17 protein-coding genes are annotated in these 22985 nt (G+C 70.6%); 7 read left to right on the top strand and 10 right to left on the bottom strand.

Annotated elements, in window-relative coordinates; genetic code table 11:
• Window positions 1–84: 84 nt before the first annotated feature.
• Window positions 85–1101: a LacI family DNA-binding transcriptional regulator gene (locus tag OKJ99_RS00760; RefSeq protein WP_326013614.1), complete on the bottom strand. Its 1017-nt coding sequence runs from the start codon at window positions 1099–1101 to the stop codon at window positions 85–87.
• A 146-nt stretch (window positions 1102–1247) separates the two neighbouring features.
• Between OKJ99_RS00760 and OKJ99_RS00755 the strand changes: the two genes are divergently transcribed.
• Window positions 1248–3350: a glycogen debranching N-terminal domain-containing protein gene (locus tag OKJ99_RS00755; RefSeq protein WP_326013613.1), complete on the top strand. Its 2103-nt coding sequence runs from the start codon at window positions 1248–1250 to the stop codon at window positions 3348–3350.
• A gap of 124 nt (window positions 3351–3474) precedes the next feature.
• On the top strand, window positions 3475–5184 hold the full coding sequence (locus OKJ99_RS00750; RefSeq protein WP_326013612.1) for a glycoside hydrolase family 13 protein: 1710 nt from the start codon (window positions 3475–3477) through the stop codon (window positions 5182–5184).
• Window positions 5185–5199: 15 nt separating this feature from the next.
• Here OKJ99_RS00750 and OKJ99_RS00745 read toward each other — a convergent pair whose 3' ends face one another.
• Window positions 5200–6042: a phytanoyl-CoA dioxygenase family protein gene (locus tag OKJ99_RS00745; RefSeq protein WP_326013611.1), complete on the bottom strand. Its 843-nt coding sequence runs from the start codon at window positions 6040–6042 to the stop codon at window positions 5200–5202.
• 119 nt (window positions 6043–6161) lie between these two features.
• Between OKJ99_RS00745 and OKJ99_RS00740 the strand changes: the two genes are divergently transcribed.
• Complete coding sequence (locus OKJ99_RS00740; protein WP_326013610.1) at window positions 6162–7025, top strand: AraC family transcriptional regulator; 864 nt, start codon at window positions 6162–6164, stop codon at window positions 7023–7025.
• 49 nt (window positions 7026–7074) lie between these two features.
• Here the strand turns inward: OKJ99_RS00740 and OKJ99_RS00735 are convergent, their stop codons facing one another.
• The 7 genes from OKJ99_RS00735 to OKJ99_RS00705 all read right to left on the bottom strand — a co-directional run bounded on the left by OKJ99_RS00735 (window position 7075) and on the right by OKJ99_RS00705 (window position 15559).
• Window positions 7075–9534, bottom strand: coding sequence for a GcvT family protein (locus tag OKJ99_RS00735; protein WP_326013609.1), 2460 nt, complete (start codon window positions 9532–9534; stop codon window positions 7075–7077).
• A gap of 68 nt (window positions 9535–9602) precedes the next feature.
• Complete coding sequence (locus OKJ99_RS00730; protein WP_326013608.1) at window positions 9603–10688, bottom strand: S-(hydroxymethyl)mycothiol dehydrogenase; 1086 nt, start codon at window positions 10686–10688, stop codon at window positions 9603–9605.
• Between the two features lie 212 nt (window positions 10689–10900).
• Window positions 10901–11575: a GntR family transcriptional regulator gene (locus OKJ99_RS00725; protein WP_326013607.1), complete on the bottom strand. Its 675-nt coding sequence runs from the start codon at window positions 11573–11575 to the stop codon at window positions 10901–10903.
• Window positions 11576–11686: 111 nt separating this feature from the next.
• Window positions 11687–12880, bottom strand: coding sequence for an NAD(P)/FAD-dependent oxidoreductase (locus tag OKJ99_RS00720; protein ID WP_326013605.1), 1194 nt, complete (start codon window positions 12878–12880; stop codon window positions 11687–11689).
• Window positions 12877–13197, bottom strand: coding sequence for a bifunctional 3-phenylpropionate/cinnamic acid dioxygenase ferredoxin subunit (locus OKJ99_RS00715; RefSeq protein ID WP_326013604.1), 321 nt, complete (start codon window positions 13195–13197; stop codon window positions 12877–12879). The genes OKJ99_RS00720 and OKJ99_RS00715 overlap by 4 nt, the downstream gene beginning before the upstream one ends.
• Before the next feature lie 28 nt (window positions 13198–13225).
• Entirely contained in the window at window positions 13226–14368 is a 1143-nt protein-coding gene (locus OKJ99_RS00710) for an aromatic ring-hydroxylating oxygenase subunit alpha (RefSeq protein ID WP_326013603.1), read from the bottom strand.
• A gap of 105 nt (window positions 14369–14473) precedes the next feature.
• Window positions 14474–15559 carry an S-(hydroxymethyl)mycothiol dehydrogenase gene (locus OKJ99_RS00705; protein ID WP_326013602.1) on the bottom strand — a complete coding sequence of 362 codons (1086 nt, stop codon included), beginning with the start codon at window positions 15557–15559 and terminating at the stop codon, window positions 14474–14476.
• A gap of 542 nt (window positions 15560–16101) precedes the next feature.
• Between OKJ99_RS00705 and OKJ99_RS00700 the strand changes: the two genes are divergently transcribed.
• Window positions 16102–16899, top strand: coding sequence for an IclR family transcriptional regulator (locus tag OKJ99_RS00700; protein WP_326013601.1), 798 nt, complete (start codon window positions 16102–16104; stop codon window positions 16897–16899).
• On the opposite strand, the gene OKJ99_RS00695 is transcribed toward OKJ99_RS00700, so the two are convergent.
• Window positions 16887–19193 (bottom strand): FdhF/YdeP family oxidoreductase, encoded by a 2307-nt coding sequence (locus OKJ99_RS00695; RefSeq protein WP_326013599.1) that lies wholly within the window; start codon window positions 19191–19193, stop codon window positions 16887–16889. The two genes, OKJ99_RS00700 and OKJ99_RS00695, sit on opposite strands and share 13 nt — an antisense overlap.
• A 167-nt stretch (window positions 19194–19360) precedes the next feature.
• Here OKJ99_RS00695 and OKJ99_RS00690 point away from each other — a divergent pair, with 167 nt between their 5' ends.
• From OKJ99_RS00690 to OKJ99_RS00680, 3 genes are all read left to right on the top strand, one after another.
• The gene (locus OKJ99_RS00690; protein ID WP_326013598.1) at window positions 19361–20266 is read left to right on the top strand and encodes a LysR family transcriptional regulator; all 906 of its coding nucleotides are present in this window, start codon (window positions 19361–19363) and stop codon (window positions 20264–20266) included.
• A 174-nt stretch (window positions 20267–20440) separates the two neighbouring features.
• A complete protein-coding gene (locus OKJ99_RS00685) occupies window positions 20441–21742 on the top strand; it encodes a serine hydroxymethyltransferase (protein ID WP_326013597.1) in 1302 nt (433 codons plus the stop codon).
• Window positions 21739–22965: a sarcosine oxidase subunit beta family protein gene (locus OKJ99_RS00680; protein WP_326013596.1), complete on the top strand. Its 1227-nt coding sequence runs from the start codon at window positions 21739–21741 to the stop codon at window positions 22963–22965. Before OKJ99_RS00685 ends, OKJ99_RS00680 begins: the two co-directional genes overlap by 4 nt.
• Window positions 22966–22985: the final 20 nt, after the last annotated feature.

The raw sequence follows: 22985 nt of genomic DNA, 5'->3' as shown, positions 1-22985 counted from the left end.
TGCGAAGCGTCGTGCGGGTGCGGGTGCGTGAGGTGTCAGCGGGTGCCGGTGCGAAGCGTCGTGCGGGTGCGGGTGCGTGAGGTGTCAGCAGGTGCCGGTACTGGCGCGCGGCTTCAACTGCGGTGTGAGCAGGACGTGTTCGGGTGCGCGCTGCGGTTCGGCGAGGCGGCCGAGCAGCAGCCGTACGCACTCGCGGCCGACGTCCTCCAGCGGCTGGGCCACGCTGGACAGGCCCGGCGTGAGGAGTTCGGCGGCGGGCGAGTCGTCGAAGCCGGCCACGGCCACGTCGCGGCCCGGCGTCAGGTCCCGTTCCGCGAGGGCCCGGTAGGCGCCGATGGCCAGGGTGTCGCTCGCGGCGACGACGGCGGTGGCTCCGGCGTCGAGCAGTCCGGCGGTCGCGATGCGTGCGGCGTCCGGGTCGTTGGCGGCCTCCGCCCGCAGGCCGCGCGAGGGCAGTCCGTGCCGGCGCATCGCCTCGCGCCATCCTGCGGCACGGTCGTCGCCGACGCCGGAGCCGCGCGGCCAGCCGAGGAACGCGATGCGCCGGTGGCCGAGTTCGACGAGGTGCTCGACCGCGGCGTCGGTGCCCGCGCCGCCGTCGACGTCGACCCAGTCCCCGATCTGCCGGCCCGACCATTTGCGGCCGAAGGCGACGAACGGGATGTCGTGCCGCTCCAGCCAGGCCTGCCGCTGATCGCCGCGGCCGGTTCCGGTGAGCACGAAGCCGTCCACGTTGTAGTCGTCGACGAGCTCCTGGTAGGCCTCCAGGGCCGAACTCGCGGCGGGGGCAGCGAAAAGGAGCACGCGGTGGCCCGCCGCGTCGGCGCTCGCGGCGAGGGCGTGCAGGAAGCGGTCCATCACAGGGGCGGTGCCGCCCGCCGGGGCGGGTTCGAAACCGTAGCCGATCAGCTTGCTGGAGCGGGTGCGCAGCGTCTGAGCGGCGCGGTGCGGGCGGTAGCCGGTGGCCTCGATGGCCTGTTGCACGCGCTCCAGGGTGTCGGGGCGCAGCAGGTCCGGGGAGTTGAGCGCGTTGGAGACGGTCTGCGGGGAGACACCGGCCCGCTTCGCCACCATCGTCAGCGTGACGCGTCCGGTCGACACCATTGTTCTCCACCCGATTCTCTCAACACTGCTCGCTGCTCAGTCTCCAGGAAAATTGGAACGCTCCAAAACCTTGTGAGCAGGAGTGAACTGTGACTACGTTCATTGGAACGCTCCAATGGCTGAGAGATTGGTACCTGCGCTCCATGACTGTCAAGACCCCTGAGGCGACCGAGGCCACGAACACGGCCGCCGAGGCCGGCCTGCAGCCCTTTCTGCACGACGCGATCGTCACGATGCGCGCACCGAGCTTCGTCGTCTCCCGCCCCGACGGCCGCTTCGGCGGCGGCGCGGACGGCTTCTTCCACGGGGAGCGCCGCGCCCTGTCCCGCCTCGACATCACTGCCGACGGGGTCCCCATGGCGTGGGTGGTCGGCGGTCTGGAGGGCGCGGACCGCGCCGTCTTCCGAACGATCCTGCGGGGCGCCGCCGAGACCACACCCGACCCGGCCGTGGTCCTCACCCGCCACCGGCACACCGAGGCGGGCTGCTTCACCGACCGCATCGAGGTGGTCAACTCCGGCCGCATACCCGCCGAGTTCCGGCTCACGGTGACCGCGGGTACCGACCTGGCCACCACGGAACAGGTCAAGTCGGGCACCCACGTGGCCGACGCCGAGGTCACCGCGGGTGGGTCCGGGGCGCTGGCCTGGTCCGACGGGACGTACACGGTGTGTCTCGCCGGCACCCGCCCGGCCATCGCCGGCACCACGCCCGGTGTGCTGCACTACGACCTCGTCCTCGCGCCCGGCGAGCGGTGGGAGACCGAACTCGTCTGCACCGCCGAGGACGCCCAGGGTGTCCCCTTCCCCGCCCCGGACGCCGCCGCCCCCGCCGCCTGGTCCAGGCCCGAACTGCGCAGCGCCGACCGCTCGTTGGACCGCTGGCTCACCCAGGCGGACGCCGACCTGGACGGGCTGCTGCTCGCCGATCCGGAGCACCCCGCCGACCGTTTCCTCGCCGCGGGCGCCCCCTGGTTCGCCACGCTCTTCGGCCGCGACTCGCTCTGGGCGGCCCGCATGCTGCTGCCGCTCGGGACCGACCTCGCCGCCTCGACGCTGCGGGTCCTGGCCCGCCGCCAGGGCCGGATCGACGACCCGCGCACCCAGGAGCAGCCGGGCAAGATCCTGCACGAGGTGCGGCGCGGCGGGCTGCGCCTGGATGGCGGGGAGATCGATCTGCCGCCGGTCTACTACGGCACCATCGACGCCACTCCGCTGTGGCTCACCCTGCTGCACGACGCCTGGCGCTGGGGCCTGCCCGCCGAGGACGTCGAGGCACTCCTTCCGCACGCCGAGGCGGCGCTCGCCTGGCTGCGTGACTTCGGTGACGCGGACGGCGACGGCTTCCTCGAATACGTCGACACCACCGGCAAGGGCCTCGCCAACCAGGGCTGGAAGGACTCCGGCGACTCCGTGCGCTTCCGCGACGGCGGCTTCGCCGAGGCGCCGGTGGCGCTGTGCGAGGTGCAGGCGTACGCGTACGAGGCGGCTCGCGGCGGCGCCGCGCTGCTGAGGGCGTTCGGCCGGGGCGGGGCCGACGAGTGGGAGGAGTGGGCCGAGCGCCTCAAGTCCCGGTTCCGCAGCGCCTTTTGGGTCGAGGACGCCCGCGGCGCGTATCCGGCGATCGCGCTGGACGGGGCGAAGCGCCCGGTCGACTCGGCGACCTCCAACATCGGCCATCTGCTCGGCACCGGCCTGCTCGACCGCGCGGAGAGCGAGCTGATCGCGAAGCGCCTCACCGGGCCGGACTTCGACTCCGGCTTCGGCCTGCGCACCATCACGTCCGACTTCCCGCGCTACAACCCCACGGGCTACCACCTGGGTTCGGTGTGGCCGCACGACACGGCCATCGCCGTGCAGGGACTGGCCCGAGCGGGCCTCGGCGAGGCCGCGGGCCGACTGGCCACCGGCCTCATCCACGCGGCGGACGGCTTCGACTCCCGGCTGCCGGAGTTGTTCGCCGGTTACGGCACGGACGAGAGCCGCCACCCGGTGCCGTACCCGGCGTCCTGCCGCCCCCAGGCCTGGGCCGCCGCCTCGGCGATCCACGTCACGGGCGCGCTGCTCGGCCTGTCCGCGAACGTGCCGGACGGCACCGTCACCGTCGCCGCCGAAGTGCACCCGGACTTCCGGCCGTTGCGCCTGTCCGGCCTGCGGGTCGCCGGCGAGCCCATGGAGATCGACGTGGCCGCGGACGGCACGCCGACGGTCACGGCGCCGTCCGGGATCACGGTCCGCACGGTCTGAGGCCGCCCGTCACACCACCGGGCCGGCACCCACCAAGGGTGTCGGCCCGCCCCATGCCCTTCACCGAGACACCGCCTTCACCCAGGCACCACCCTCACCAGCGAGCACCGGAGAACCCGCCCGCATGACCATCTCCCCCGCACCCCTGTCCACGCCTGCCCCGGCGACGACTCGTCCGACCGAAGCCACGCCCCTCCCGCCCTGGTGGCGCGACGCCGTCATCTACCAGGTGTACGTGCGCAGCTTCCGTGACAGCACGGGCGATGGCGTCGGCGACCTCGAAGGGGTCCGTGCCGGACTCCCCTACCTCAAGCGCCTCGGCGTGGACGGCCTGTGGCTCACGCCGTTCTACCCGTCTCCGCAGCGCGACCACGGCTATGACGTCGCCGACTACCGTGACGTCGATCCGGCCTACGGCGACCTCGCCGCCTTCGACCGGCTGATCGCCGACGCGCACAGGATCGGCCTGCGCTGCCTCGTCGACGTCGTGCCGAACCACTGCTCCAGCGAGCACCCGTGGTTCCGGCAGGCGCTGCGCGAGGGTCCTGGCGGCGGCATGCGCAAGCTGTTCCACTTCGCCGAAGGCCGCGGCGAGTGCGGCGAACTTCCGCCCAACAACTGGCACGCCATGTTCGGCGGCCCGGCCTGGACCCGTGTCACCGAACCCGACGGCACTCCGGGCCAGTGGTACCTCCACCTGTTCACGCCCGACCAGCCGGACCTCAACTGGCGTCACCCGGACGTCGCCGAGCACTTCGAGGACGTGCTGCGCTTCTGGCTCGACCGGGGTGTCGACGGCTTCCGTGTCGACGTCGCGGTCGGCCTCTTCAAACACCCCGACCTGCCCGACTCGGACGACCCGGCGGTCGACGAGCGCACCCACGACGCGCGCAACCCGCTCGCCTGGAACCAGCCCGAGGTGCACGACATCTGGCGCCGCTGGCGGGAGATCGGCGAGCAGTACACGGCCCGCGACGGCCGCGAGCGCCTGCTGGTCGGCGAGGTCTCCGTCCCGACCCCCGCCGAGCAGGCGGCCTACGTCGGCCCGGACGAATTCCACCAGGCCTTCTTCTTCCACCTGTTGAACGCTCCGTGGGACGCCGAGGCCTTCCGCGAGGTCATCACGGGCGCGCTGGACGACATCGCGGTCACCGGCTCCACGGTGACATGGGTCCTCAACAACCACGACATCGTGCGGACCGTGACGCGCTACGCGGCCCCGGCCACCCCCGACGACCCGGCCCCGCACCTCACACCGGAGCTGCGCCGCACGGGCGCCGACAGGGCCCGCGCGGGCGCGCTCCTGATGCTGGCCCTGCCCGGGGCCTCGTACCTCTACCAGGGCGAGGAACTGGGCCTGCCCGAGGTGACGGACCTGCCCGACGAGTTGATCACCGACCCGGTGTTCCACCGCACGGGCAGCCGCTACCGGATTCGCGACGGCTGCCGCATCCCGCTGCCGTGGACCGGCGAGGCGGCGCCCTTCGGCTTCAGCGGGGAACCGGCCGAGACATGGCTGCCGCAGCCGGAGTGGTTCGCCGAGCACACGGCCGAGCGCGCCCAGTCGGACACGGGCTCCTTCTGGCACCTGTACCGCGACGCCCTGCACCTGCGCCGCACGCTGGCGCAGCTCGGCGAGGGCCCGCTGCGGTGGCTGCCCTCGGGCGCGCAGGTGCTGGCGTTCGCGCGCGGCGAGGGCCTGGTGTGTGCGGTGAACTTCGGCGACACACCGGCTCCCGCCCCGGCCCCCGGCACACCGCTGCTGTCGAGCGGTCCGTGTCCCGAGGGCGTGCTTCCGCCGAACACCGCGGGGTGGTGGTCCACCTCCGGCTGACCACCGGACGATCGACTACGCAGGCCACCCGCTGTCATGGAGCACCGGGTTGAGCGGGGTGTCCGGGACCTGGCCGATGGCGGTTCCGGGCATCCAGCCGCGGTCGGCGACCTGGTTGTCGTTGGTGGGCTCGGCGACGCGGGCGTCGGCGTCCATGTAGATCACTGTCATGACGCGGCGCGGCTCGGTGCCGCGGTTGGGGCCCGCGTGGTGGAAGGTCCAGCCGCGGTGGAAGCTGACGTCACCGAGCGCGAAGGGTTCGATGACGTCCTCGAAGTGCTGCGCGGCGAGGGTCTCCTTGAGGCGGGCCTCGGACTCGTCGGAGATCGGCAGGTCGCGCCCGTACGAGAACTGGTGACTGCCGCGGGCGAAGGCGAGCGGGCCCATGGCAAGTGGTGTCTCCTGCAAGGGGATCCAGGCCGTGACGCAGCGGTCCGACGACAGCGGCCAGTAGTACTGATCGGCGTGCCATGGTGTGATGCCGCCCGACGGCTCCTTGTAGAGCGCCTGGTCGTGGTAGAGCCGCACGGCGTGCACCCCGAGCAGTTCGGAGGCGATCTTGGCGAGGCGCTGGGAGAACACCAGCTCCCTCACCTTCTCGTTCTGCCGCCACAGATTGCACACCTGGAGGAACGCCTTGCCGTAGGTGTCACGTTCGGTGAGGGGTGTGTCCTGGGTGTTGAGCCGGATCACCTCGGAGGTGATGGTCGGCTCGTGGGCCGCGAGCGTCTCCGGTGACAGTACGCCCGACAGATGCACGAACCCGTCGCGGTTGAAGTCGGCGGTGGCGGTGGGCGGGAGGCCCTCGTACGGGCGGTGCAGTTCGGCGGCGGGGGCGCTGAGCGCGGTGTGGGTCATGGCTCCACGGTGGCAGGCGGCACACGCCCGGCTCCACGCCTCATGTGCCCATTTCTGATACTCAGTTGACCGTGTCCCCCGGCGTCCGGCCCGACTCACATTGTCTTACCGTGTCGGACGTGAAACCCCGCTTCGAGTCCCCCGGCACCCCCGCCGACACCACCTGGAAGTGCTTCATCCGCCGGGAGGAGTCGTTCGGGTTCGCCTGGCACCATCACACCGAGTACGAACTGACCCTGATCACCGAGGGCACCGGCACCCGCTACATCGGTACCACCGTCGAGCCCTACCGCCCCGGCGACCTGGTCCTCATCGGCCCCGACCTGCCGCACACCTTCAGCTCGGCACCGTACGAGGGCGGCATGGCGGAGGCGGCGGTGGCGCAGTTCCGGGGGGATTTCCTGGGCCGGGACTTCCTGGCGCTGCCACAGTTCCGGGCGGTCGCCGCCCTGCTCGACCGGGCCGCGACGGGGCTGCTCTTCGCCCCGGCACCCGCGAGCGTGCACCGCTCCCTGAGCGGGCTGCCCGAACTCGGCCCCACAGCCGCGACGGTCGAACTGCTCGCCATACTCGACGAGTTGACCCACGCGGAGCAGGTGCACGCCTTCTCGAGCCCCGGCCGCGCGGCCGCCCCCTCCGGGGACATCAGCCGCCGCATCGACAAGGTCTGCCGTCACCTGGAGCACGCCCACACCGGCCCGGTCACGCTCCCCGAGGTGGCGGCGCTCGTGCACATGGCGCCGACCTCGTTCAGCCGCTTCTTCCACCGCACGATGGGCCGCACCTTCACCGACTACGTCAACCAGCTCCGCATCGAGACGGCCTGCCACCTCCTCACCGACACCGACCTCCCGGTCACCGAGGCCGCCGCCCGCAGCGGCTATCAGAACCTCTCCAACTTCAACCGCCGTTTCCAGGAGTCACGCCGGATCCGGCCGAGGGAGTACCGGGCGGCCCATCGCGGGCCGTCCGGGACGCGCTGAGCGCATGGACGCACCCCGGAGCCCCTCGGTCGATCCGTCACTGGCACCGTCACCGCCGGATCCGGGTCATCTCCGGGTCGAAGAGGGGCTCCGCCGCCGTGGTCGCCGCCACCCGGTCGCCGAAGTAGCCGATCTCGACGCGGGTGCCGGGCTCGGCGTGCTCGGCGGGGAGCCAGGCGTAGGCGATCGGGCGGCCGAGGGTGTAGCCGTACGCGGCGCTGGTGACGTAGCCGCAGGGGTGGCCGTCGACGTAGACCGGTTCGTGGCCCATGACGACCGAGCGGTCGTCCTCGATGAGGAGGGCCGTGAGGCGGCGGTCCACGGTGTCCTTGGTGACGTCGCGGATGGCGTCGAGGCCGAGGTAGTCGCCCTTCTTCTTGCGGACGGCGAAGCCGACTCCGGCCTCGAAGGGGTTGTGTTCGTTGGTCATGTCGTGGCCCCAGGCGCGGTAACCCTTCTCCAGGCGCAGGGAGTTGAACGCGCTGCGGCCCGCGGCGATCACGCCGTGGTCCTGTCCGGCCCGCCAGAGTGTGTCCCACAGGCGCAGGCCCAGGTCGGCGGTGGTGTAGAGCTCCCAGCCCAGTTCGCCGACGTAGGACAGGCGCATCGCGGTCACCGGGACGTCCCCGATGAAGGCCTGCTTCGCCTTGAAGTAGCCGAAGTTCTCGTGCGAGAAGTCGGCGTCGGTGAGACCTTGCACGAGGTCGCGGGCGCGCGGGCCCCACACGCCGATGCAGCAGGTGCCCGACGTGATGTCACGGACCTGCACGGTGCCGTCGGCGGGCAGGTGGCGGCGCAGCCAGGCGAGGTCGAGGTTGCTGTTGGCGCCGACCTGGAAGCGGTCCTCGGCGAGTCGCGCGACGGTGAGGTCGCTCAGCACACCGCCCGCCTCGTCGAGCATCAGCGTGTACGTCACCGCGCCGACTGCCTTGTCCAGCTGGTTCGTTGAGAGGCCTTGCAGGAAGGTCAGGGCGCCCGGGCCCGTGACCTCCAGGCGCTTGAGCGGGGTCATGTCGTACATCGCCACCCGCTCTCGGGTGATCAGTGCCTCGGCGCCTACGACGGGCGACCAGAAGTGGGAGGCCCACTCGTTGCGCTCACCGATCCGGGACACCTCGGGCAGGTCGGCGTTGGCCTCGTACCAGTGCGGGCGCTCCCAGCCGGCGCCCTCCAGGAACACGGCCCCGAGCTCCTGTTGGCGTATGTGGAAGGGGCTCACGCGCAGTGGGCGGGGGCGGTTCGGCGGCTGGAGCGGGTGGATGATGTCGTAGACCTCGGAGAAGCTCTGGCAGCTGCGCTCGTGTACGTAGTCGGGGGCGAGTTGCACGTCCTCGAAGCGGTTGATGTCGCAGCCGTGGACGTCGATGCCGGGGCGGCCCTCGACCATCCACTTCGCCACGGCCCGCGCGACACCCGCCGAGTGGGTCACCCATACCGCTTCGGCCAGCCAGAAGCCGGACACCGTCGGGGACTCGCCGATCAGGGGCATGCCGTCGACGGTGAACGAGAACAGGCCGTTGAAGCCGTCAGCGATGTCCGCGTCGTTCAGCGCGGGCAGCAGCCTGCGGGTGTCGGCCCAGGCACCTTCGAAGTCGGCCTGCGTGAAGTCGAGCTTCGAGGGCTGGTCGGGGCTGTCCGCGGGGTGGGCGACGTCGTCGGCCGACAGGGGCATGGGGCGGTGGGCGTACGAGCCGATGCCGATGCGGTCGACGAGTTCGCGGTAGTACAGGCCCGCGTCCTGGTTGCGCAGGATCGGCAGGTTCGCCTCGTCCGACTTGCTGTTGCGGCCCTTGAGTTCGGTGATCGGTGTGGTGGTGGCGTACTGGTGGCCCATGGGGACGAGCGGCACCTCCTGGCCCACCATGCGGCCGATGCGCGGGCCCCAGAATCCGGCGCAGGAGACGACGATGTCGGCGGGGAAGGCGCCGCGGTCGGTGACGACGGCGCTGACGGCTCCGCCGGATGTCTCGATGTCGGTGACGGTGTGGTGGCCGAGGAAGGTGGCGCCGCGGGCGAGTGCGCGGCGGGCCTGTGCCTCGCCGATGCGCAGCGCCTTGGCGAGGCCGTCGCTGGGGATGTGGTAGCCGCCGAGGATGGCGTCGGGGTCGAGCAGCGGGTGGAGCTTGGCGGATTCCCCGGGGTCGAGGAGGTGGCTCTCGACGCCCCAGGAGGTGAGCCAGCCGTGCCGGCGTTCGAGTTCCGCCAGGCGTTCGGGAGTCGTGGCGATCTCCAGGCCGCCGACCTGCCGGTAGCACCAGTCGCCGTCGAGGTCGAGGGCGCTCATCTTCTCGACGGTGTAGCGGGCGAACTCGGTCATGGTCTTGGAGGGGCTGGTCTGGAAGACGAGGCCGGGGGCGTGCGAGCTGGATCCGCCGGTCGCGAAGAGGGGGCCCTGTTCGAGGACGGTGACGTCCGTCCAGCCGAGGGCGGTGAGTTCGTCGCTGAGGGAGCAGCCGACGATGCCGGCTCCGATGATGACCACCTTGGGCTGCGAAGACTGCGAAGTCATGGCGTTCCTCCGGGAGTTCATGGGTGCACGAGGGTGGCGTGACGTGGGAGGGGTCTTGGGTGGTGTCGTCAGAGGCGGACGACCGAGCGCAGCACCTCGCCGCGGCTCATCCGGTCGAAGGCGCCCTGCACATCGGTGAGGTCGATCGTCTCGCTCACGAACCGGTCCAGGTCGAACCGGCCCCGCAGATGGAGGTCGATGAGCTGGGGGAAGTCGCGGGAGGGCAGACAGTCGCCGTACCAGGAGGACTTGAGGGCGCCGCCGCGCCCGAAGACATCGAGGAGGGGCAGTTGCACGGTGCGGTCGGCGGTCGGCACGCCGACCAGGACGACGGTGCCGGCGAGGTCGCGCGCGTAGAAGGCCTGCCGGTAGGTCTCCGGGCGGCCGACCGCGTCGACGACGACGTCGGCGCCGAAGCCGCCGGTGAGTTCGCGGACGGCCTGCACGGGGTCGGTCGCGGTGGAGTCGACGGTGTGGGTCGCGCCGAATCCGCGGGCGAGGTCGAGTTTGCGGGCGTCGATGTCGACCGCGATCACGCGGGTGGCGCCGGCCAGTTCGGCCCCGGCGAGGGCCGCCATGCCGACGCCGCCGCAGCCGATGACCGCGACGGTGTCGCCGCGCGAGACGCCTCCGGTGTGCACGGCGGCGCCGAAGCCCGCCATGACGCCGCAGCCGAGCAACCCGGCGGCCGCGGCCGGCGCCGCCGCGTTGACCTTGGTGCACTGCCCGGCGGCGACCAGGGCCTTCTCGGCGAAGGCGCCGATGCCGAGGGCGGCCACCAGTGGTGTGCCGTCGTCCAGGGTGGTGGGCTGCGTGACCCCCAGGCTGTCGAAGCAGTACCAGGGACGGCCTCGCCGACAGGCCCGGCAACTGCCGCACACCGCCCGCCAGTTGAGGATGACGAAGTCGCCCTCGGCGACGTCCGTCACGTCGGGGCCGACCGACTCGACCACGCCCGCCGCCTCGTGCCCGAGGAGGAAGGGGAATTCCGTGCCGATGCCGCCCTGAAGGTAGTGCAGGTCCGTGTGGCACACGCCGCAGGCCTGGATGTTGACGAGGGCCTCACCGGGGCCCGGATCGGGCACGGTCACGGTCTCCAGGGTCGCCGGTGCGCCTGGCGCGCGGGCGACGACGGCCTTGACCTGATGGGGCATGGGGATCCTCCGAGCAGCGGCCCGTCGATGGGGCTTGTGGCGTTCGGGAGAAGTGCAGGCCGCCTGCTTCGGAGAGAGCGGCCGCGCGTTCACGTGGAGTTGACACGACAGTTGAACGTGATTGATATACCAGCGATCGGCACACTAGAACCGACGTGCGCCGGGCGTCAATGGGCCCCGTGCCACCCGTGGTTGAGGGGTGTTCAGCTGCCTCAGATGATCGAGCGGATCGCGCGCTCGAAGTTCTCCACGTGCTCGGCGGCCACGGCCGAGGCCTTGGCCGCGTCACCGTCGATGACGGCCCGCAGCAACTGCCCGTGTTCGTGGACGTGTTGCTCGAGTCCGGCCAGCCGGTCGATGAACAGGCACCAGATCCGGGTGGCGAGGTTGTCGTAGTTGACCAGCGTGGCTTCGAGGTACGGGTTGTACGTGACCGCGTAGACGGCGCGGTGCACCGCCATGTCGAGGCGGAGCAGGCCGATCTCGCCGTGCTCCGGCGATCCCTGCGCCTCCTCCTCCACGCGGGTGAGCAGCGTGCGCAGCCGGTCGCGGTCCGCCGCGGTGGCCCGCTTGCTGGCGCGCGCGGCGGCGAGGGGTTCGAGTTCCTGGCGCACTTCGGAGATGTGGCCGAGGTCGGCGATCTGTACTTCGGTGGCGAAGGTGCCGCGCCGGGGGAAGGAGACGATGAGCCGCTCGGTCTCCAGGCGCTTGAGGGCCTCGCGGACCGGGGTGCGGCCGAGGCCGAGGTCGGCGGCGAGGCGACCGTCGTGGACGGGTTCGCCGGGGCGGATCTGCAGGGTGACGAGCCGGTCCGTGATCTCCTGGTACGCCTGGTCGGCCAGTGTCGCGCCGTCCGACTGGCCCCCGGCGGCAGGCACAGATGCCATCTCGCCCCTCCCGTGACGTGTCCCCGATGGGACCTCACCGTACCGCATCCCTGTATTGATATATCAGGGGTGCGAAGCGGCGGGAGAGGCGAAGGCATGGTGGCGGGCCCTTCAGACGGCGGCGGGCGCGATCCTTTCCGCGGCGGGAATCAGGGTGCGGCGCAGGCGGTTGAAGATCTTCGAGCGGTTCATGGCGAGGACCGCGGTGGGCGCCCCGTCCTCCTTGTAGAGGGCCGCGAAGGACCGGCTCTCGTAGGAGCCCTCGACGAGTTCGAGCTCGGCGCCGGGGTTCACGCAGCCCGCGAGCTGGATGCGGACGTCGTACTGGTCGGACCAGAAGGACGGCGGGGTGGCCCGCGGCGTCGCGGAGTCGCCGGTGAGCAGCGTGCGGGCCGCGGTGGCGGCCGACTCCGCGGCGTTCGACCAGTGCTCGATGCGGGCGTGCCGACCGGTGAAGGGGTGCGGGCGGCGGGCCACGTCACCGACGGCGACGACGTTCGGGACGCTGGAGGCGCCGCCCGCGTCGCAGACCACGCCGTTGTCCACCCACACACCGGAGTCGGCGAGCCAGCCGTCGACCGGCCGGGCCCCCACCCCGACGAGCACGATGTCCGCCGGCAGCAGCCGTCCGTCCGTGAGCCGCACGCCGGTGACCCGGCCGCCGCCGCTCTCCAGTTCCGCCACCCCGGTGCCGCACAGCAGGCGTACGCCGTGGTCGGTGTGGAGGGAGGCGCAGATGCGGCCCATCTCGGCGCCCAGCTGGCGTTCCAGCGGGGTGTCGAGCGCCTCGACCACGGTGACGTCGAGGCCCAAGTGGTGGGCGGTGGCGGCGACTTCGGCTCCGATGAACCCGGCGCCGATGGCCACCATTCGGGGCACCCCGCTCACCAGCTCGGTGCGCAGGCTCCGGGCGTCGTCCAGGGTGCGCAGCGTGTGCACACCGGCGAGGCCGTCCGTGCCGGGGAGGCGGCGGGCGGTCGAGCCGGTGGCGACCACGACACCGTCGGTGTCGATCCTGCGCCCGTTGGCGAGGATGACGGCGGTGGTGGAGCAGTCCAGGTGGACGGCACGCTCGCCCAACTCCCAGTGGATGCCCAACTCTTCGTACTCCTCGGCGTCCCCGAGCGCGAGGGCCTCGGCCGTGACGTCGCCCTTGAGGTACGCCTTGGACAGGGGCGGGCGGTCGTAGGGGCGGTGCAGTTCCTCTCCTACGACGGTGATCCCTCCGTCGTATCCCTCGGCGCGCAGCGACCGGACGGCGCCGAGGCCGGCAAGCGAGGCTCCGACGACAGTGATGTGCTTCATGCGGGCTCCCCAACGGTGACGTGAAGCAGGACCTGACCGTCCTGGACGGTGATGTGGTGGGTGCGAACGGGCGTCTTCGCGGGCGGGCAGGTCGGGCGGCCGCTGCGCAGGTCGAACGACGCCTCGTGCAGGGGGCATTCGACGAAGCAGCCCTCGAGGAAGCCGTCGGCGAGCGAGGCGTCCTGGTGGGTGCAGGTGTCGTCGATGGCGTACACGGTGCCGTCCGCGTTGAAGACTGCGACGGGGGCCGGCACGCCCTCGGTCACGCGGATGGACTCACCAGGGGGCAGATCTTCGATGCGGCACACCGGGATCATGGGGAACCTCCAGGAAACAAACGGACGGTCAATTGGCGCGCTGTGTGCCGAGCCTGGCCTGGAGCCAGGCGTGGAACTCTCCGATGTGGTGTTCGCTGGGGACGAGGACGCCGCCCTTGACGTAGGCGCGCGAGCTCATCGCGGGCTGGGTGCGCTCGCAGGCGTCGAAGTCCTGCTGGTTGACGCGGTGGAACAGTTCGACGGAGCGCTCTATGTCCTTGCTGTCCCCGCCGCTGTCGACGACGTGCGGCAGGTACAGCCAGTCGCACTCGACGATGGTGCGGTCGTGGGCGATCGGGTACATCCGGTGGAGGATCACGTGGTCCGGGACCAGGTTGATGAACACCTGGGGCCGCACGGTGATCGCGTAGTAGCGCCGGTCCTGCTCGTCGGCGACCGAGGGGATGCGGTCGAGGCCTTCGGATCCGTCGACGGTGAAGCCCTGGGCCTCGTCGGCGAACTCGGCGCCGTGGCCGACGAAGTACTGGGCCGCGAGGCCGTCCTTGAACTCCGGGAGGACCTCAGTGAGTTCGGGGTGGATGGTGGCGCAGTGATAGCACTCCATGAAGTTCTCGATGATGAGTTTCCAGTTGGCCCGGACGTCGTAGGTGACGCGCCGGCCGAGGTCGAGGTCCTCGATGGTGTAGTTCTCGATGGCGTCGGCGCCGCCCAGGCGCTCGCTCACCGCGCCGATCACCTCGTCCTCGAAGGAGGGCGGCTGCTCGGCCAGGCACACCCATACGTATCCGAGCCACTCCCGGATGTGCACGTTGACCAGGCCGTATTCGGTGCGGTCGATGTCGGGCATGGACGTCAGGTTGGGTGCGGCGACCAGCTTGCCGTCGAGGCCGTAGGTCCAGGCGTGGTACGGGCACTGGAAGTTCCGCTTGACCTCGCCCGACTCCTCGGTGCACAGCTTGGCGCCGCGGTGCCGGCAGATGTTGAGGAAGGCGCGGACGGAGCCGTCGCGGGAGCGGGAGACGAGGACGCTCTCGCGGCCCACCTGGTAGGTGCGGAAGCTTCCCGGTTTGGTGAGGTCGGACGCCCGGCTGACGCAGAACCACATGGACTCGAAGATGTGCTCCTGCTCCGCCGCGAAGATCTGCGGGTCGGTGTAGTAGTCGCCGGGGAGAGTGGAGATCAGGCTCGGGGGCAGGCTCGTGATGCTCATCAGTTGTCACCTCGGTAGATGTCGTACGGACATGCGGCAGGTGCCGAAGCGATGCGAGTTGTGTGTGGTGTGGGGGCCCGGATCTGGTTCAGATCGCCCCCGCGCTCACAGCGTCACCACTGAGCGCAGTACGTCTCCGCGGCGCATGGCGTCGAACGCGGACTCCACCTCGTCCAGGCCGATCTCCTCGCTGACGAACGCGCCGAGGTCGAAGCGGCCCTGGAGGTAGAGGTCGATGAGGGCAGGGAAGTCGCGGGAGGGCAGGCAGTCGCCGTACCAGGAGGACTTGAGGGCGCCGCCGCGGCCGAAGACGTCGGCGAGCGGGAGTTCCAGCTTCATCTCGGGGATGGGGACGCCCACGAGGACGACGGTGCCCGCCAAGTCACGGGCGTAGAAGGCCTGTTGGTAGGTCTCGGGGCGGCCCACCGCCTCGACGACGACGTCCGCGCCGAAGCCGCCGGTGAGGGAGCGCACCGCCTCGACGGGGTCGGTCCTGGACGAGTCGACGGTGTCGGTGGCGCCGAACCGCTCGGCCTTGGCCAGCTTCCGCTCGTCGATGTCCACGGCGATGATGCGGGCGGCGCCGGCCACCTTCGCTCCGGCGATCGCCGCGATACCCACGCCGCCGCAGCCGATGACGGCCACCGAGTCGCCCCGGCCGACGCCTCCGGTGTTGACCGCCGCGCCGAAGCCCGCCATGACGCCGCAGCCGAGCAGGCCCGCCGCGGCGGCCGGAGCGGTCCGGTCGACCTTGGTGCACTGCCCGGAGGCGACGAGGGTCTTCTCGGCGAACGCGCCGATGCCGAGCGCCGGCGAGAGCGCCGTGCCGTCGAGGAGGGTCATGGGCTGCGTGGCGTTGCGCGTGGCGAAGCAGTACCAGGGCCGGCCGCGCCGACAGGCCCGGCAACTGCCGCACACGGCACGCCAGTTGAGGATCACGAAGTCGCCGGGCGCCACGTCGGTGACCCCGTCGCCGACGGACTCGACGAAGCCGGCGGCCTCGTGGCCGAGCAGGAACGGGAACGCGTCGTTGATCCCGCCCTCCCGGTAGTGCAGATCGGTGTGGCAGACGCCGCAGGCCCGCACCTGCACCAGCGCCTCCCCCGGTCCGGGCTCCGGGACCAGGATCGTCTCCACGGAGACGGGGGCGCCCTGCTTGCGGGCGACCACTGCGCGTACCTCATGAGTCACGGTTGAGCTCCTTGCTGCGGGGACGGCCGGGCACGGGAGCCCGACGGAGTCTGTCGAGGGAGGCAGAAGAGCCGTAAGGGAGCTTTTGAAGATCTGTTGAAGCACCGAACTCTGTTGCGCATGAAGAACCTTGACGCGTTCTACGCAACGCCCAAACTGTCGTCTCCGTCGACGGCGCGTGTCAAGGGGAATCTGAGAACTGTCCCGTCACACAAAACCCCCGTGCCCCGCACCGCCGGTCGACGTCGCGAACTGCGGTGCTGGACACGGGAGTTGAACCCCCGGTTCAGCAGGTCCTCAGGAGCGTTCGAAATCCCCCCTGCGCAGAGGTGGAAGATCCCGCACCGCTCACGTGTCCGCGGCAAGACGGCGCGCAGAGGTGCATGACTCCCGCAGGCCCGGGTAGCAGGAGTGGCTAGACGGGACTTGTATGCCCTAATTCAGGAGACACCGCTTATCGGAGACGAACGGGAAGATCGAGCCGAAGATCCGCTTCCGCATCGCCCTGCCGCCCGCCTGCGGACAGCGCCTATAGTCGCGCCATGAGAAAGCATGATGGAGACAGTGAGACAACGGGCTCGTCGGGCGCCGGAGTGCAGTCCGTCGACCGTGCCGTGAGCGTTCTGGAGATTCTCGCGCGGCGCGGGGAAGCGGGCGTCAGTGAGATCGCCGCGGAAATCGACGTGCACAAGTCGACGGCCTTCCGTCTGCTGGGCGCCCTGGAGGCGCGCGACTTGGTCGAGCAGTCGGCCGACCGGGGAAAGTACCGGATCGGTTTCGGCATCGTACGCCTGGCCAGCTCGGTCACCGACAATTTCGATGTGACACAGCAGGCCCGCCCGTTCTGCGAGCAGCTCGCGGAGGAATTCGGCGAGGCCGTCAACATCGCGATCCTGCAGGAACATTACGCGGTGAACGTCCTCCAGGTGCGCGGGCCGATGGCGGTCAGCACGCACAATTGGGTCGGCCAACTCACTCCGATGCATGCCACATCGAGCGGAAAAATATTGCTCGCTCATGTACCGGAGGAGGAGCGGACGGAAATGCTCGCGGCCTCTCACATGAAAAAGATGACACCGCACACCCTGACCGCCAAGGGAAAGCTCGAGAAGGATCTCGCGCAGACCCTGGAGCGCGGATATGCGGTGACACTGGAGGAATTGGAGATCGGGCTGCACGGAATGGCCGCACCCATCAGAAATGCCCAGGGTGAGGTCATCGCCGCGATCAGCGCCTCGGGACCGGCCTACCGGTTCACCGAGGAGCGGATGCACGAGCTCTCCCCCACGCTGCTGCGGAGCGCGCAGGACATCAGCCGCAAGATGGGCTACCTGGACTGACCGGGCCCCTCCCCCTCTGCCGGTTCCATCCGGATGATCACGGCCTTGGACGTGGGGGTGTTGCTGTTCTCGGCGACACTGTCCAGCGGCACGAGGACGTTGGTCTCCGGGTAGTAGGCGGCCGCGGAGCCCCGGGGTGTCGGGTAGCCGACGACACGGAACGCGGGCGCCCGGCGCTCGCTGCCGTCGGTCCACACGCTGATCAGGTCGACCAGACTCCCCTCCTCGAAGCCGAGTTCGGCGAGGTCCTCGGCGTTGGCCAGGACGACGCGCCGCGCGCCCTTGACGCCGCGGTACCGGTCGTCCATCGCGTACGGGATGGTGTTCCACTGGTCGTGCGAGCGCAGCGTCTGCAGGATCAGGTGGCCGGGCGGCGCGGTGAGCCCGGTGAAGGTGTTCGCGGTGAAGACGGCGGTGCCGCTCGCCGTCTGGAAGATCCGCTTGTTGACGGGGTTGGGCAGGTTGAAGCCGCCTGGTTCCCGCACGCGCCGGTTGAAGTCGTCGAATCCCGGCACCACGTTCGCGATGTGCTCGCGAACGGTGTCGTAGTCCTTCTCGAATGCCTGCCAGGTGATCCCGTGCCGCTCCCCGAGGGTCCTGTGGGCGAGCCTGCTGATGATGGACACCTCGCTGAGCAGCGTGGGTGAGGCGGGAGCGAGCCGGCCCCGGGTGGCGTGCACGTCGCTCATCGAGTCCTCGACCGTCATGAACTGCTCACCGCCCTCCTGAATGTCGCGGTCGCTGCGCCCCAGCGTGGGAAGAATCAGCGCGGTGCGGCCGCACACGGCGTGCGAGCGATTCAGTTTGGTGGAGATGTGGGCCGTCAACCGGCAATTGCGCAGGGCCCGTTCGGTCACGTCACTGTCCGGCGTGGCGCGGACGAAATTGCCCGCCACGCCCACGAACACCTGGGCCCGTCCGTCGCGCATGGCGCGGATCGCGTCGACCGCGTCGGCCCCGTGCCGGGTGGGCGGCGCGAAGTCGAATTCCTTCTCCAGGGAGTCGAGGAACGACTGCGGCATACGCTCCCACACGCCCATGGTGCGGTCGCCCTGCACATTGCTGTGGCCGCGGACCGGGCAGACGCCGGCGCCGGGCCGACCGATATTTCCGCGCAGCATAAGGAAGTTGACGACTTCGCGGATGGTGGGGACGCCGTGCTTGTGCTGGGTCAGGCCCATGGCCCAGCACACGATGACGCTCTTGGCGCCGAGCACCCGCTGGTGGACCTCCTCGATCTCCTCGCGGGTGAGTCCCGTGGCCTTGAGGACCTCCGCCCAGTCGAGCCCGCGGATGTTGTCGGTGAAGACCTCGTAGCCCGAGGTGTGGGCGTCGATGAACGCGCGGTCGAGGACCGTGCCGGGCGCCTTGTCCTCGGCCTCCAGGAGCAGCAGGTTCAGCGCCTGGAACAGAGCGAGGTCGCCGCCGGGGCGGATCTGCAGGAACTGGTCGGCGATCTCGGTGCCCCGGCCGATGACACCCCGCGCCTTCTGCGGGTGCTTGAAGCGCAGCAGCCCGGCCTCGGGCAGCGGGTTGACCGCGACGATCTTTCCGCCGCGCCGCTTGGTCTCCTCCAGGGCCGTGAGCATCCGGGGGTGGTTGGTGCCGGGGTTCTGGCCGACGACGAACACCAGGTCACTGTTGTGCAGGTCGTCGAGGCTCACGCTGCCCTTGCCGATGCCCAGCGTCTCGTTCAGGGCGGAGCCGCTGGACTCGTGGCACAGGTTGGAGCAGTCGGGCAGGTTGTTGGTGCCGTAGGCCCGCGCGAAGAGCTGGAGCAGGAACGCGGGTTCGTTGGCGAGCCGGCCCGAGGTGTAGAACAGCGCCTCGTCGGGGGTGTCCAGGCCGTTCAGTTCGTCGGCGAGCAGGCCGAGTGCCTCGTCCCAGCCGATCGGTTCGTAGTGGTCGCTGTCGGGGCGCTTGACCATGGGCTCGGTAAGGCGGCCCTGCTGGTTGAGCCAGTAGTCGGAAGCCTCCGCCAGCTCGCTGACCGGGTGCTCGGCGAAGAACTCGCGGGTGACGCGGCGGGTGGTGGCCTCGTCGGCGATGTGCTTGGCGCCGTTCTCGCAGTACTCGTTGCGATGCCGCTTGTCCGGTGCGCCCTCGGGCCAGGCGCAGCCCGGGCAGTCGATGCCGCCGTCCTGGTTGATGTTGAGCAGGGTCAGGGCGGTGCGCTTGGGCGAGGTCTGGCTCAGGGCGTACTGGAGTGCGTGGGCCACGGCGGGCGCCCCGGTGGCCCAGGTCTTGGGCTTGCTCAGGGAAAGGTCCTCTTCGGGCTCTTCGATCGCGCGCACGCCCATCACCTCTGTGTTTCCGGCTCACCGGGAGCAGGCACGCCCCCACGGCCCAGCATTCGTCCGCGCTCGGCCCACGGTCAAAGCGGAAGATCCGATCGTTGATAGGCAGCTACGATCATCGGCGGGCGTTGTCCACCGAAATCGGCCGGGAAGGGGGTGGGACCGTGCTCCTGCGCCAGCTCGAATACCTCGTCGCACTCACCGGCACCGGCCACTTCGCCAAGGCCGCCGAGCAGTGCTTCGTGTCGCAGCCGACGCTGTCCGAGGGCATCCGCAAGCTGGAGACGGAGCTCGGGGTGCCGCTGGTGCGGCGCGGCCGGCGCTTCGAGGGGCTGACGGCGGAGGGCGAGCAGGTCGTCCTGTGGGCCCGCCGGATGCTCGCGGACCGGGACGCCATGGAGTCGGGGCTCGCGGCGCTGCGCGAGGGGCTGAGCGGGGAGCTGCGGCTCGGTGCCGTGCCCACGGCGGTCGGCGCGGTCGCCCTGCTCACGCAGCCGTTCTGCGCGGCGAACCCGCACACCACGGTGAACGTCCAGGCCGACCTCCAGGGTGACGACATCGTGCGCAGGCTGCGCGCCTTCGAGCTGCACGGGGCGGTGTCGTACCACAGCCGGAGCCTGGATCTGCCGTTCGTGCCGCTGTACCGGGAGCGCTATGTCGTGCTCACCCAGGAGGATCAGGACCGCACGGCGCAGGAGATCAGCTGGGCCGAGGCGGCCGCGCTGCCGCTGTGCCTGCTGCATCCGCGGATGCTGGGCCGCCGGGTCCTGGACGACGTGTTCGCGGAGCTGTCCCTGTCGGTGGCGCCGCGCGTGGAGACGGACTCCATCGCCTCGCTGATCGCGCATGTGCGCACCGGTCAGTGGTCGAGCATCATCCCGCACACGTGGCTGCACGTCTTCGGGATCCCTTCCGGGATGGAGGCCGTGCCGCTGCACGGTCCGCGGCGCAGTGCGCGGATCGGCCTGCTGCTGCCGCCGCGCGATCCGCTGTCGGTGATGGAGCAGGCGCTCGCGGACCTGGCCCGCGCCTCGCGGATGCACACCGTCCTGGACGTGCTGCCGGGCTGACCGGGCGTTTCGCCTGTGAGAACCGGCCGCCGCAACTGGCCGCTTCGACGCGGCGGTTACCGCCCGGTTTCCTCCTCCGGACACCATTGACGCGCCCCTGAGGCGCTGGCTACCGTGACGACGTCCCGCCACTGATATATCAGAGCGACACCAGTCGGTTTCCAAGGAGTCCTCATGACCACCGACGCACGCGACCTGGCCGCCGCCGACCCGGACGTGGCCGCCGCCCTCGACGCGGAGCTGGCCCGGCAGCGCGACACCCTCGAGATGATCGCCAGCGAGAACTTCGCCCCGCTCGCCGTCATGCAGGCCCAGGGCTCGGTCCTGACCAACAAGTACGCCGAGGGCTATCCGGGCCGCCGCTACTACGGCGGCTGCGAACACGCCGACGTCATCGAGCAGTTGGCCATCGACCGGGTCAAGGAGCTGTTCGGCGCCGAGGCCGCGAACGTGCAGCCGCACTCGGGCGCGCAGGCCAACGCCGCCGCCATGGCCGCGCTGCTCACCCCCGGCGACACCATCCTCGGCCTCGACCTCGCGCACGGCGGTCACCTCACGCACGGCATGCGCATCAATTTCTCGGGGCGCCTGTACAACGTGATCGCGTACCACGTCGACGCCGACGACCACCGCGTCGACATGGAGGAGGTCGCCGCCCTCGCCCGCGAGCACCGGCCGAAGCTGATCATCGCGGGCTGGTCGGCGTATCCGAGGCACCTCGACTTCGCGGAGTTCCGGCGGATCGCGAACGAGGTCGGCGCGTATCTGATGGTGGACATGGCGCACTTCGCGGGCCTGGTCGCCGCGGGCCTGCACCCCTCGCCCGTGCCGCACGCCCACCTCGTCACCACGACCACGCACAAGACGCTGGGCGGTCCGCGCGGCGGCGTGATCCTGTCCACCGCCGCGCTCGCGAAGAAGATCAACTCGGCGGTCTTCCCGGGCCAGCAGGGCGGCCCGCTGGAGCATGTCGTGGCGGCGAAGGCGGTGGCCTTCAAGCTGGCCGCCGAGCCGGATTTCGCCGACCGGCAGCGCCGCACCCTGGAGGGCGCGCGGATCCTGGCCGAGCGGCTGCTGCGGGACGACGCCCGGGCCGCCGGGATCGACGTCCTCACCAAGGGCACCGACGTGCACCTGGTCCTCGTGGACCTGCGCACGTCCGATCTCGACGGGCAGCAGGCCGAGGACCGGCTGCACCGCATCGGCATCACGGTGAACCGCAACGCGGTCCCCAACGACCCGCGCCCGCCGATGGTCTCCTCCGGTGTCCGCATCGGCACCCCCGCGCTCGCCGCGCGCGGCTTCGGTGCCCAGGAGTTCACCGAGGTCGCCGACATCGTCGCCACCGCGTTCCTGCCCGGTTTCGACGACGAGACGGCGACCGCCCTGCGCAAGCGGGTCACCGCGCTCACCGAGCGCTTCCCCCTCTACCCCACCCTCGCAGCCACCACCCTGGAAGAAGGAGGCCGGCGATGACCACCCCCGGCGACGCCCTGCCCGACCACCCCGACTTCCTGTGGCGCAATGCCGACCCGAAGAAGTCCTACGACGTCGTGATCGTGGGCGGCGGCGGACACGGCCTGGCGACCGCGTACTACCTCGCCAAGAACCACGGCATCACCAACATCGCCGTACTGGAGAAGGGGTGGCTGGCCGGCGGGAACATGGCCCGCAACACCACCATCATCCGCTCCAACTACCTGTGGGACGAGAGCTCGGGCATCTACGAGAGCTCGCTCAAGCTGTGGGAGACGCTGGAGCAGGACCTCGACTACCCGATCCTGTTCAGCCAGCGCGGTGTCCTCAACCTCGCACACAACCTCCAGGACGTCCGCGACAGCAAGCGCCGCGTGTACGCGAACCAGCTCAACGGCATCGACGCCGAGTGGCTGGAGCCCGACGAAGTCGCCAAGGTGTGTCCGATCGTCAACACCAGCCCGGACGTGCGCTACCCGGTGCACGGCGCCACCTACCAGCCGCGCGCGGGCATCGCCAAGCACGACTACGTGGCGTGGGGCTTCGCCCGCCGCTGCGACGCGTACGGCATCGACCTCATCCAGAACTGCGAGGTCACCGGCATCGACGTCAGCGGGGGCCGGGTCACCGGAGTGCAGACCACCCGGGGCCGGATCACCGCCGGGAAGGTCGCGCTCGCGGCGGCCGGACACACCTCGGTGCTGGCGCAGATGGTCGGCCTGCGGCTGCCGTTGCAGAGCCACCCGCTGCAGGCCCTCGTGTCGGAGCTGTTGGAGCCCGTGCATCCGACCGTCGTCATGTCCAACGCGGTGCACGTGTACGTCTCGCAGGCCCACAAGGGCGAACTCGTCATGGGCGCGGGCATCGACAGCTACAACGGGTACGGGCAGCGCGGTGCCTTCCACATCATCGAGCGGCAGATGGCCGCGGCCCTGGAGCTGTTCCCGGTGTTCGCGCGCGCCCACATGCTGCGCACCTGGGCCGGCATCGTCGACACCACCCCGGACGCCTCCCCCATCGTCGGGCTCACCCCGATCGAGGACCTGTACCTCAACTGCGGCTGGGGAACCGGCGGTTTCAAGGCGACGCCGGGTGTCGGCTGGGCGTACGCGCACACCATCGCGACCGGTGAACCCCACGACACCAACGCGCCGTTCACCCTCGACCGGTTCACGACCGGCGCCCTCGTCGACGAGCACGGCGCCGCCGCCGTCGCGCACTGAGCACCTGCACCGAGCCCGAG

The sequence above is a fragment of the Streptomyces endophyticus genome, assembly GCF_035798155.1.
Taxonomy (GTDB): Bacteria; Actinomycetota; Actinomycetes; order Streptomycetales; family Streptomycetaceae; genus Streptomyces; species Streptomyces endophyticus.
The sequence above is the reverse complement of the archived record's forward strand: the minus strand, read 5'-3'. Positions and strand labels throughout refer to the sequence as shown.

Excerpts from the sequence above, each read along its gene's own strand:
- OKJ99_RS00755 (WP_326013613.1), top strand. The coding sequence starts at position 1,248 with ATGACTGTCAAGACCCCTGAGGCGACCGAGGCCACGAACACGGCCGCC.
- OKJ99_RS00750 (WP_326013612.1), top strand. The coding sequence starts at position 3,475 with ATGACCATCTCCCCCGCACCCCTGTCCACGCCTGCCCCGGCGACGACT.
- OKJ99_RS00745 (WP_326013611.1), bottom strand. The coding sequence starts at position 6,042 with ATGACCCACACCGCGCTCAGCGCCCCCGCCGCCGAACTGCACCGCCCG.
- OKJ99_RS00735 (WP_326013609.1), bottom strand. The coding sequence starts at position 9,534 with ATGACTTCGCAGTCTTCGCAGCCCAAGGTGGTCATCATCGGAGCCGGC.
- OKJ99_RS00730 (WP_326013608.1), bottom strand. The coding sequence starts at position 10,688 with ATGCCCCATCAGGTCAAGGCCGTCGTCGCCCGCGCGCCAGGCGCACCG.
- OKJ99_RS00725 (WP_326013607.1), bottom strand. The coding sequence starts at position 11,575 with ATGGCATCTGTGCCTGCCGCCGGGGGCCAGTCGGACGGCGCGACACTG.
- OKJ99_RS00720 (WP_326013605.1), bottom strand. The coding sequence starts at position 12,880 with ATGAAGCACATCACTGTCGTCGGAGCCTCGCTTGCCGGCCTCGGCGCC.
- OKJ99_RS00715 (WP_326013604.1), bottom strand. The coding sequence starts at position 13,197 with ATGATCCCGGTGTGCCGCATCGAAGATCTGCCCCCTGGTGAGTCCATC.
- OKJ99_RS00710 (WP_326013603.1), bottom strand. The coding sequence starts at position 14,368 with ATGAGCATCACGAGCCTGCCCCCGAGCCTGATCTCCACTCTCCCCGGC.
- OKJ99_RS00700 (WP_326013601.1), top strand. The coding sequence starts at position 16,102 with ATGAGAAAGCATGATGGAGACAGTGAGACAACGGGCTCGTCGGGCGCC.
- OKJ99_RS00685 (WP_326013597.1), top strand. The coding sequence starts at position 20,441 with ATGACCACCGACGCACGCGACCTGGCCGCCGCCGACCCGGACGTGGCC.
- OKJ99_RS00680 (WP_326013596.1), top strand. The coding sequence starts at position 21,739 with ATGACCACCCCCGGCGACGCCCTGCCCGACCACCCCGACTTCCTGTGG.